The organism is Methylobacter psychrophilus, assembly GCF_025583945.1.
GTDB classification, from domain to species: domain Bacteria; phylum Pseudomonadota; class Gammaproteobacteria; order Methylococcales; family Methylomonadaceae; genus Methylobacter_C; species Methylobacter_C psychrophilus.
The window spans coordinates 1-9,217 of sequence record NZ_JAOEGU010000081.1; the positions used below are offsets into that span (position 1 = coordinate 1).

The window sequence follows — 9,217 nt, forward strand, 5'->3', positions numbered from 1 at the left end:
ATATCGACATCCTGTTAACCGCTCTTAGAGGCCGTATAACGCCAAGAATGAAGATAACCATGACAAATCTATATCGACATCCTGTTAACCGCTCTTAGAGGCCGTATAACGCCAAGAATGAAGATAACCATGACAAATCTATATCGACATCCTGTTAACCGCTCTTAGAGGCCGTATAACGCCAAGAATGAAGATAACCATGACAAATCTATATCGACATCCTGTTAACCTGTTTTGAGGTGCAGTTACGATGAAATTTCTCATGATGTTTTGCTTTTTTTTCAGTTATCCACAGGCTCTGCTTGTGTGTTCTTAATGTTCTTATTGTTCTTTGTGTTCTGCGCGCGCGTACCTTATATACACCAGCTTGAAAAGCGAGAAATTCCGGACTAAAAGCGAGAAATTCCGGACTAAAAGCGAGAAATTCCGGACTAAAAGCGAGAAATTCCGGACTAAAAGCGAGAATAAATAAAAAAGCTAATTCGCTTTTAAAACCGACAAATTAAACTAGAAAAGCGAAAATAAAAACCGTTGACAGCTCGCTTATAAATGCGAGAATAAAGACAAGAAAAGATTCGCAATATTAATTTAATTTGTCACCTTTCGAGACCACACCATGCCAAAAACCCCGAAAACCGCCCTTAAGCAATCCGCTTTACCTCTGGCCGTCAAAGTCTCCGGAAATCCGTGGGAAGCATCCGACGACAACCCAGCAACCGTTCCTTTGCCTAATGATGTAATAATAACCAAGGTTACAGGTGATTACACCGAACGCGACCGTAAATTATGGGCGTTTCTAGTTGCGGCTGTCTGGGACGATCTTTTAACCGTGCGAATCCATGAAATTAGAGTATCAAAAATTAACACCATATTTGAACAATACGGTGGAGAAAAAACGGCTTCATGGATATGGGAAAGCGCAAAACGCCTTTCAAAAACTCACGTTGAATATGAGTTAAACGATGATGGAAAAAGACTTGTAGGCGTATCAAATCTTTTGAACGCGCAAACCCATAAGGATTTAAGAATTACTGGTTATCTGCGTTTCGATATACCACCTTTGCTGTGTGAAGTTATTCGTGCCCCTTGCCGCTTCTCACGTCTGCGTCTGCATTTCATGATAGGGCTTTCAGGCAAGTATGCTGTCACGCTCTACATGTTGCTTGAATCGGTCGCCAATAAGCAAACGCCGGTTTTAGATGTCCAGATCAACCAGCTCCGACAATGGTTGAAAGTGCCAGAAGGCAAGTTAGAAAAATGGTTTGATATAAAGCGTTTTACACTCGAACCCGCATTAAAACAGATTAACGAAAACTCAAACGCGGCGGGATTCTCGGTTAGCATGGAAGAAATCAAGGAAGGCCGCGCCGTTGATCGTGTGCGCTTCACCCTGACAAAAACAGCCGGAAGGATAGCGAATGAAAAATGCCTAAAGCCTAAAGCCATTGAACAACCCAAGGCGGCGGATAATTCCGGCGCGTTGCGGCTTCCCCTTTCGGCCTTTGAGCAAGCAAAAAAGGCCGCGCCTGGTCTTGATGTGTACGGTCTTGAATTTCAATGGCGAGAATGGTTAGCCAACAAGCCACGGCCTGACAACCCGGCAGGGTCTTTCATTGGATTCTGTAAAGCCAAGTATCAAAAAGACGGCAAAACATAAAACCGGGTATAAGCCACGGCTGCGCCTATGATCGCAACGACAAGGGCAACCCATAACCAAGGGCTTACGGCTAACGGCTTCGGCTGGTGGGTTATTAGTAGGGTTAACCGCCTCACTTCTTCCGCACTTGCTCGCCTGTCGGCTGCTTCTTCATCTAGTCGGCGGCGTAAATCGTCGCGCTCGCCTTCAACCTGCCCTAAAAGCTCGCGCATTGCATCAAATGCAGCCTGTAACCCATTGGGTAAACCTAGGGTTTCCTCTTGTAAAGTATTCGCCTTTGGTTTACTGGTAACCGGGTAAACCCTGAAAAGCTCTACAGGATCAATCTGATATTCTCCATTCTCGGTTTTAACCGCTGAAAGCCTTCCTGTCTTGATCGCCTTTGAAATTGATGGCTTGCTTAATCCGGTTTCCTTGGCCGCTTGTCCTAGTGTTAGCATGGGGTTTCCTATTGTAAAATATTACAGTAGTCTAACGGTAAACCTACAACAGTCCAGCCCACTTTTTAAAAAACTGTTTTTTGTGGTGACTGATCAAAAAACGGCGGCTTAATGAGCTGGCAAGGTTCGGCCAGTCACCACAAAAAACGGTTGGCCGCCGGCAGGCTTCAAACAAGCTTTTTGCGACTAATATTTGCAACTTTTAAGTCCTTGTTTTTACTGTCTCTAAAAACCATCGCAAAACTTACCCTTTTTGCAACAGTGGCCGCCGATCGCACCCCTTGCACTGCGTTAGATGATATAATGCGGTCTTTATTTTGAAAAAGCAGGTTACAGCATGGCAGATTTTAAGATTGGGGATACAGTAGTACTTAAATCAGGCAGTCCAATAATGACAGTTGAAAAGGTTAAAGATGCTTCAATTAGCTGCATATGGTTTGATGGTACAAAAAAACTAGACGGCTCGTTCCCACCTGATACGTTAGAAATTTACAATTCTGATGATGAACAGTTAGTTATGGTTGTTGGCTAATCTTAGCCCTTGTCCTTCGGCTTGCGTAGGACTACCCGCGCCCAATTACCCAATAGCGAGACAGAATTTTCGGCGGTTTGTGGTTAGAACCCATTTATTCAATGAGAATACATATGAAACGATTTGGTCTAGTTTTAATGCTTTTTATGCTTAATGAAAGCGTAATGGCTGAATGGGTTCGTATTGGTGAAAGTACTAGGTCTGTTGCATACGCAGAAACAGAAATTCGTAGATCAGGTGACATAGTTGTAATGTGGGTACTGTTTGACTACAAATCCTTGCAAGAATCATCCCTCAGTGAAAGAAAGTATTTGTCGGAAATAGACCAGAGAGAAATTAATTGTAGAACCAAACAAGGGCGAGTACTTTTTTTTACATGGCATGCTGAACCATTGGGTAATGGTGCCGTCGTCTACACTGGAAAAAAAACAACCGACTGGGAGCCATTTTCTCCAAATAGCTTTGGAAATGCCAGTTGGAATTTTGCTTGCAACAGTAAATAATGTTGGACGTCAAACCTTTGTATAAACTCGTTGCGCTTCAAAAAATATTATCTCCTGTTTTGAAATTGATATTTCGCCTGTATACCATTGATACCTAGGGTTTCATGGGCGAATCAAGACAAACCGTTCTTTATGTCCTTTTGATTTACTTATCTAGCCAGTTTTGTGTCGTTTGTTTAAATGTACCCTTGATTCGGAAAATCAGTTTTGCCCCGCACATTGCGCAATGGCTTCATTAGAGCCTAATGACAAACAATCCCGTAAATCCCCTCTATTTTTATGTGCCTTCTTTATTTTTTTAACACTTGATGGTTTAGTTTGCGGGGCTTGTACGGGTTGCGTTTGTACTTGATAGAGAGTTTTATTTTTCTCCGTGCTTATTAGTTTGTTTAACGCAGCCCTTGCATCTTTTTCATTTTCATCGCCTTGTTCTGCTGCTTTACGATACCAATAAATCGCTTGGTTAAAGTCCTTTGTTACGCCGTTGCCACTTTCGTACATCCCGCCTAAACTGATTTGTGCTCCTGAATATCTTGCCAATTGCTGATAAATGGGCAACGCTTCTGCATACTTGCCTTGACCGTACAAATTATTAGCACGCTCAAATATATCTTGATCGCTATCTGTACTTAATGCTGTTGGTTGTTGAATATTTGTACTTGGCCAAACGTAAGGATTACTTGATGGTGTCGGTAGCTGAATATTTGTACTTGATGGCGTGGTTTGCTGGATATTTATAGCCGTAGCACCAAACCAATAAGTCAAGCCGACGACAGCAACAGTACCCAATACACCAGATGCTGTAACTGCACCCCATGTTCCCAGTTTTGGCCGGAGCCAATAGAACGCTCCTATTGTGACTAAGCCGCACACAGGGCCAAACAGCTTAATGATAATCACCCCTAAGATGCCAGGCCAGATCCAATTCCACGAACTTGACTTCTTGATTACGTTGTTGGCAGGCGAGCTAGATTGAACTGCCACTGAGTCATTAGAACTATTAGCTTGTGGGATGTCTTCTCGCTGTGTATCTTTCGCAATGACATAAGCAATTCCGCCAAGCACCGCTATACCCAACCATTCCGCAAAGAGCATAACTATGTATATTGAATATTGACGTGGGATATTAGCTATAAATCCGTATCCCATTTTAATCGCATTACCGTTTGGGAGGAAAATCCCAAGGGGTGGAAATAGGAAGGTAATCACAAACCCGATAGCTACCGCAATCATGATATTTTTTTGTGCTTTGTTCACTATCTCTCCATAGTTTCTTCTCACCTAACGTAATTTTTCATGTGATTATTTATCCTATAACGCTATATTGTCCCAATAAAAACGTTTAATAATTGCAATATATGCAGCTATTTTTTGGGGTAGTGACACACAAAATAAAATATAAACCTCGCTACGTATTGAGTATTACGCGGGGTTTAATAACGATTTCATTTGTCGTATTTGACAAAAAACTACCAGTTGGCAAAATCTCTAGCGTTTGGCAATCAATCGAGATATGTAAAATCATATCTGCCGCTTTACCGGTCTCAGCCAATTCTATATAAAAACCGCAGTCACATTTAAAAGAATATAAGTTTGTTGCTTGATTTCTTGGATGTATTTGCATTGTTCCAGGCATACAGCCGACATGAAAGAGTTCAATGTCAGAAAACGAAATTTCATTGTCGTCAGACAGTGGAAGAATCTCGATAAAAACAGTCATATTTTATCTATTTGATATGTTACCTAATTATTATCTGTCAGTATAGTTTATACTTTCACATACTAAGACTAGACAAAATAAACCCTTTTCTAATGTTAACCGCAAATTGATTACTTGACGCCCTTCAGGATGAAAAAACTGCGGTCTTTACTCCCTTTATCCCCGTAAGCAATCTTGGTTTCAACTTCCACACAGGGGCGCTTATTTTCTCCGCATTTATATAGCTTGATATACCCCTTTAGTTTATCAAGGCGGGCTATGTTTTCTTGCATAGCCGCCTTTTCTGCTTTCAGGCTCTCCAGCTCTGAGCGTTCCCACCAAACGGCGGCATAGACCGCCATCAGAAGCGCAAAAAAAACGGTGGCCGCTGAAACACTGGCAAGCATTAACCAACGCCTGCCAAAGGCGGCAACAGCGCGGTTTAGCTTCGCTTCGGCTTGGTTGGCGGCGGCCACTACACCGCTTAGGCTCTGAATAACGGGGTCTACAGACGCTTTGACGGCGCTCTGGGCTTCTTTTGACACGTCCCCCATACTTCTGGCCAAAGATGCCACAATCGCCACCTGTACGGCTTTTTGCAGCTCTGGTGCAATCCCGTTAAGGCTGGCGGTTTGTTTTTTCAGTTCTTCAACAGCGGAGGTAATAGTTTTTTGCTGTTGCTCGGTCATTCCTAAAAGCACTAATAACTGCTCTTCTGTGTTCATCTGTGGTGGCCTTTATCGGGTGTTGATTGGGTTTGTTCTTTTTCCCGCTGCGCCTTGCGCTCTTGCTCGGCTTTGAATTTTTCCAACGCCTGAGCCGCCATAGCGCAGGTTTCTTGCTCGGCTTTGAACCGCTCAAGTGCTTGAGCCGCCCGGGTTAAAATCGCGGTTTCTTGTTGCGGCTGGTTTGCCCGTTCTTCTTTGGCTCGCTTGATGTCGCCGGACAGGTCGATAATTGAAACTTCTTTTTGTGATCGCTCCAGCCCGCCCTCGGCGGCTCGGCGTTCCAGTAAGGCGCTTATGTCCTGCGCGTTTAGCCTGCTAACGCCGATAGCGCCCAGGTGTTTTTCTGGTTCGCGGTCGCTGCCTTGAGCTTTTAAACTTCGATGGTCTACGCGGTCGTTATGCCCGTGTTTTTCGAGGTGCTTGTTTTGCAGCGCTGCCCAGCGTTCACGCAAGCCTAACAGGTCTTCTTTTCTCTCTGATTCCAGCTTGCCGCCGCTGGCCTTTTTTGCCCCGCCTTTCTCGGGGTTCTTGGCGTTATAGCGCTTGAAATAGTGGTCTGGGTCGCGCGCTATGCCGTCCCTGATTCGTTCGGAATACATGATGTGCGCATGCGGCTGGCCGTCCTTTTCAAGGGCGGCTTTGGGCGTGTGAATGGCGAATTGGTAGGCGTGTTTTTCGCCTAGCTCTTGCCCGATAAATTCTTGGACTAATTCCAGCCGTTCGGCGGGGGTAAGTTCACGTGGTAAAGCAACCTCAATTTCCCGGTAGGCCGTGCCGTTTGCCCGCTCGTATTCATCGGCTGCTTGCCAGAAATAGGCGGCGTTATGCGCTGCCCACTCTGGCATGTTTCCTCTGGCTGTGGCTTCGAGGTCTTCGTAGCGGTCGCGCCCGCTATATTTTCCTTCGCGGACAATATAAGCGGCATGGGCGGCGGCTTTGCCTCTTGCCCCTGCTTTTACGGTTAGGTGATAGGATGCCATGCGAATATCATGCTTTTTCTTTTGCTCTCGATTTTAACCTCGTAGAGCGCACTCCTTTCTCTAAACATCCCCAGCAACGCGGCGGGATGTTTAGAGAAAGGGCTAAGTGCGCTTTACATCATTCTTCTGTAAGGATAACACGCTGTGAAACCGCCTGCAATCTGCTAGAATAAGGTAGTAGAAAAATCACCAACAGCAACAAGGAGTCACTATGAAAAATGATGCATGGCTGAAAGATCGAGTGGCTTATTTGAAAGGCTTAAAGTCAAAAAACGAACAGCAAGAATTGCTGGTGTTGCTGGCTGAAAAGACAAACAGAACCGCTCAGGATGATAAGAAGTTTAACGCCATAATAAGAGCTGAAAAAGCCAGTCAGCGAGCAACCAAGGCGCGACAGGATGCCGCCAAGTTAATTAATGAAGAAAATAGAGTCGCCGCAAAAGCAGAACGCGCCGCCCGTACTCATGAACTTTGTAATTCTGCGGGGCTGCTTATCTTGGCGGGACTGGTTGATACAAAAACAGGCAAGCCAGCAATCGATAAAGGTGAATTACTGGGGGCGCTGCTGGGTCTGGCTAAAGTTTCAGCGGAAGATCCAAGGCGGTTAGAATGGAAACGGGCGGGGGATGCTCTACTTACCAAAGTTTAAAACAAATCAGAATGTGTTCCCGTTCTTAAAAAAGTGATCGTGTTGGCTTCATTATCGAGCATATAGACCAAGAGCCAATCGGGGCGAATGTGGCACTCATAACATCCAGAAAAATCACCGCTTAGTGGATGATTTTTGTTTCTTGCCTCCAATGGCTCGTCTTCAATGAGTTTCGCCATAATATCGCCTATTTCACTGGTATTGAGGCCGCGGATTTTGCATTTTTTAAGCTCTTTTTGGAATTTCTTCGTGAAGATCGGCGTTCGCATTTAGATACCGAGTTTATGAAATAGGTCTTTCGTATCCTTGCAAACAACTATGTTTTCCCCGCGTTTTGCCTCTTCAATCACCTTGATGGTTTCAGCGTTCGGCCTATGCTCGACAAGGAACGGAATAGAGTGGGTTGTGCGAACTTGGGCGAAAAACATTTTTACCGCTTGGGCAGGTGTTATTCCAAGATCAGCAAAAACGGCAAAAGTGGCTTTTTTTTCTTCTTCGTCTATGCGAATTTGGTAGGTCGTTGAACTTGGCATTGTGAACATGTCCTAAGAATTGAGAGTTTGTAATTACATTGTACTTGCATATTGAAGTAAAAATCTATTTTTAAGTTCTCCCACATTTGGACAAAAAGCCGCGCTATTTTCGAGGCTTCCGGCTAGCTTTTTTGGTGATATGCTTTTGCTGGCTCTCGCTTGGTATGTGTTCAGTCACTAGATCGCCGCCCGTTTCTGTAGCTGGCCATGGGTAAATTTGCCAAACGGTAATAATCCTGGCTTCCTTACGGTCACCCATTCTGATGGAATGCTAATTGTATTGTATTTTGTTGTATATTGTATTATACTACATACAACAAAATACAATACAGGGTTACACATCATGGCTATTACACTACACGATATACACGCCGTTGCTGACACCATCGCCGCAGAAGGGGGGAAACCCACGCTGGCTATAGTCCGTAAAGCCTTGGGCGGTGGCAGTTTTACAACTATTTCAGAAGGAATGCAGGCGTGGAAGGTCAAACACCAGGCGCAGACCATCGTGACGCCGCTACGTGAAGCGGCACCGGTGGCCGTCAGTGAACGGCTTAGTGCTTTCGGTGGTGAAATCTGGGCAATCGCCCTGGAGTTATCGAATGCTCGCCTGCAATCAGAGCGCGAAGCGTTAGAGCAGGTACGGCAAGAATTGGCGCAAACCCAGCAAGAAACCATTGATCTTGCCGACCAACTGAATGAAGAGCTTGAACAAGCTCAAGCCCTGATTAAGCAGCAAGCCGAAGCACTCGATAAAGCGGGGAACGAAGCAACGGCCAAAAGCAATGAACTTGAATCTGAAAAGTCTGCACGGTTAGAGGCCGAGCGGAAAAGCGAAATCACAATGGCCGGATTAACAGAGACACACCAGCAAATTAGCGCCCTTAATTTACACATCAATGAGCTGAAAACCGAAAATAAGGCATTTAGAACAGAGGCCAACGAAAACTACAAAAAAGCCGTAACCGTTGAATCCGAGCTGTCTAAAACCCTGGAGCGCCTGAATGACATCAAGGCCGAGTTGGAACGTGAATCTGAGCGTCATAAACTTAACGCCGATAAAGCAGCAACCGCACTGGTTGAAAAAGAGAATTTGCTTAATGCCTTAAACCATAAGCTCGAAATCGCCATCGCTAATGAGATAGAGAGCGTACAAGCCATAAAAACACTCCAGGGCAAGATGGATGTCATGAAGGAACAAAACGAGCTTAGTCACGCCTATTTGGACGCTATCAAGAAATCGAAATAGCTTAAAAAAAGACATTTAACGCCAAGAATGAAGATAACCATGACAAATCCATATCGACATCCTGTTAACCGCTCTTAGAGGCCGTATAACGCCAAGAATGAAGATAACCATGACAAATCTATATCGACATCCTGTTAACCGCTCTTAGAGGCCGTATAACGCCAAGAATGAAGATAACCATGACAAATCTATATCGACATCCTGTTAACCGCTCTTAGAGGCCGTATAACGCCAAGAATGAAGATAA

General features: G+C 44.6%; 12 protein-coding genes. 5 read left to right on the top strand and 7 right to left on the bottom strand.

Annotation, left to right across the window (positions count from 1 at the left end):
* Positions 1-616 precede the first annotated feature (616 nt).
* Positions 617-1,657 (top strand): replication initiation protein, encoded by a 1,041-nt coding sequence (locus tag N7974_RS19340; protein ID WP_262967182.1) that lies wholly within the window; start codon positions 617-619, stop codon positions 1,655-1,657.
* Here the strand turns inward: N7974_RS19340 and N7974_RS19345 are convergent.
* Positions 1,636-2,097: a hypothetical protein gene (locus N7974_RS19345; RefSeq protein ID WP_262967183.1), complete on the bottom strand. Its 462-nt coding sequence runs from the start codon at positions 2,095-2,097 to the stop codon at positions 1,636-1,638. The two genes, N7974_RS19340 and N7974_RS19345, sit on opposite strands and share 22 nt — an antisense overlap.
* A 337-nt stretch (positions 2,098-2,434) precedes the next feature.
* Between N7974_RS19345 and N7974_RS19350 the strand changes: the two genes are divergently transcribed.
* Together N7974_RS19350 and N7974_RS19355 are read left to right on the top strand one after the other, a co-directional pair.
* Complete coding sequence (locus tag N7974_RS19350) at positions 2,435-2,629, top strand: YodC family protein (RefSeq protein WP_262967184.1); 195 nt, start codon at positions 2,435-2,437, stop codon at positions 2,627-2,629.
* A 113-nt stretch (positions 2,630-2,742) separates the two neighbouring features.
* Positions 2,743-3,132 carry a surface-adhesin E family protein gene (locus N7974_RS19355; RefSeq protein WP_262967185.1) on the top strand — a complete coding sequence of 130 codons (390 nt, stop codon included), beginning with the start codon at positions 2,743-2,745 and terminating at the stop codon, positions 3,130-3,132.
* A 201-nt stretch (positions 3,133-3,333) separates the two neighbouring features.
* On the opposite strand, the gene N7974_RS20710 is transcribed toward N7974_RS19355, so the two are convergent.
* The 4 genes from N7974_RS20710 to N7974_RS19375 all read right to left on the bottom strand — a co-directional run bounded on the left by N7974_RS20710 (position 3,334) and on the right by N7974_RS19375 (position 6,539).
* Positions 3,334-4,389, bottom strand: a complete 1,056-nt coding sequence (locus tag N7974_RS20710) for a tetratricopeptide repeat protein (protein ID WP_317451634.1) — start codon at positions 4,387-4,389, stop codon at positions 3,334-3,336.
* A 151-nt stretch (positions 4,390-4,540) separates the two neighbouring features.
* Positions 4,541-4,852 carry a hypothetical protein gene (locus tag N7974_RS19365; RefSeq protein WP_262967186.1) on the bottom strand — a complete coding sequence of 104 codons (312 nt, stop codon included), beginning with the start codon at positions 4,850-4,852 and terminating at the stop codon, positions 4,541-4,543.
* 110 nt (positions 4,853-4,962) lie between these two features.
* A complete protein-coding gene (locus N7974_RS19370; protein ID WP_262967187.1) occupies positions 4,963-5,556 on the bottom strand; it encodes a hypothetical protein in 594 nt (197 codons plus the stop codon).
* Entirely contained in the window at positions 5,553-6,539 is a 987-nt protein-coding gene (locus N7974_RS19375) for a MobA/MobL family protein (protein WP_262967188.1), read from the bottom strand. The genes N7974_RS19370 and N7974_RS19375 overlap by 4 nt, the downstream gene beginning before the upstream one ends.
* A gap of 211 nt (positions 6,540-6,750) precedes the next feature.
* Between N7974_RS19375 and traD the strand changes: the two genes are divergently transcribed.
* Positions 6,751-7,188, top strand: a complete 438-nt coding sequence (gene traD / locus N7974_RS19380) for a conjugal transfer protein TraD (protein ID WP_262967189.1) — start codon at positions 6,751-6,753, stop codon at positions 7,186-7,188.
* On the opposite strand, the gene N7974_RS19385 is transcribed toward traD, so the two are convergent.
* Together N7974_RS19385 and N7974_RS19390 are read right to left on the bottom strand one after the other, a co-directional pair.
* A complete protein-coding gene (locus tag N7974_RS19385; protein ID WP_262967190.1) occupies positions 7,185-7,457 on the bottom strand; it encodes a type II toxin-antitoxin system YafQ family toxin in 273 nt (90 codons plus the stop codon). The genes traD and N7974_RS19385 overlap by 4 nt on opposite strands.
* Positions 7,458-7,721: a type II toxin-antitoxin system RelB/DinJ family antitoxin gene (locus N7974_RS19390; RefSeq protein ID WP_262967191.1), complete on the bottom strand. Its 264-nt coding sequence runs from the start codon at positions 7,719-7,721 to the stop codon at positions 7,458-7,460.
* A 343-nt stretch (positions 7,722-8,064) separates the two neighbouring features.
* Between N7974_RS19390 and N7974_RS19395 the strand changes: the two genes are divergently transcribed.
* Entirely contained in the window at positions 8,065-8,970 is a 906-nt protein-coding gene (locus N7974_RS19395) for a DNA-binding protein (protein ID WP_262967192.1), read from the top strand.
* Positions 8,971-9,217: the final 247 nt, after the last annotated feature.

Excerpts from the sequence above, each read along its gene's own strand:
- N7974_RS19345 (WP_262967183.1), bottom strand. The coding sequence starts at position 2,097 with ATGCTAACACTAGGACAAGCGGCCAAGGAAACCGGATTAAGCAAGCCA.
- N7974_RS19340 (WP_262967182.1), top strand. The coding sequence starts at position 617 with ATGCCAAAAACCCCGAAAACCGCCCTTAAGCAATCCGCTTTACCTCTG.
- N7974_RS19395 (WP_262967192.1), top strand. The coding sequence starts at position 8,065 with ATGGCTATTACACTACACGATATACACGCCGTTGCTGACACCATCGCC.
- N7974_RS19370 (WP_262967187.1), bottom strand. The coding sequence starts at position 5,556 with ATGAACACAGAAGAGCAGTTATTAGTGCTTTTAGGAATGACCGAGCAA.
- traD (WP_262967189.1), top strand. The coding sequence starts at position 6,751 with ATGAAAAATGATGCATGGCTGAAAGATCGAGTGGCTTATTTGAAAGGC.
- N7974_RS19355 (WP_262967185.1), top strand. The coding sequence starts at position 2,743 with ATGAAACGATTTGGTCTAGTTTTAATGCTTTTTATGCTTAATGAAAGC.
- N7974_RS19390 (WP_262967191.1), bottom strand. The coding sequence starts at position 7,721 with ATGCCAAGTTCAACGACCTACCAAATTCGCATAGACGAAGAAGAAAAA.
- N7974_RS19375 (WP_262967188.1), bottom strand. The coding sequence starts at position 6,539 with ATGGCATCCTATCACCTAACCGTAAAAGCAGGGGCAAGAGGCAAAGCC.
- N7974_RS19365 (WP_262967186.1), bottom strand. The coding sequence starts at position 4,852 with ATGACTGTTTTTATCGAGATTCTTCCACTGTCTGACGACAATGAAATT.
- N7974_RS19350 (WP_262967184.1), top strand. The coding sequence starts at position 2,435 with ATGGCAGATTTTAAGATTGGGGATACAGTAGTACTTAAATCAGGCAGT.
- N7974_RS19385 (WP_262967190.1), bottom strand. The coding sequence starts at position 7,457 with ATGCGAACGCCGATCTTCACGAAGAAATTCCAAAAAGAGCTTAAAAAA.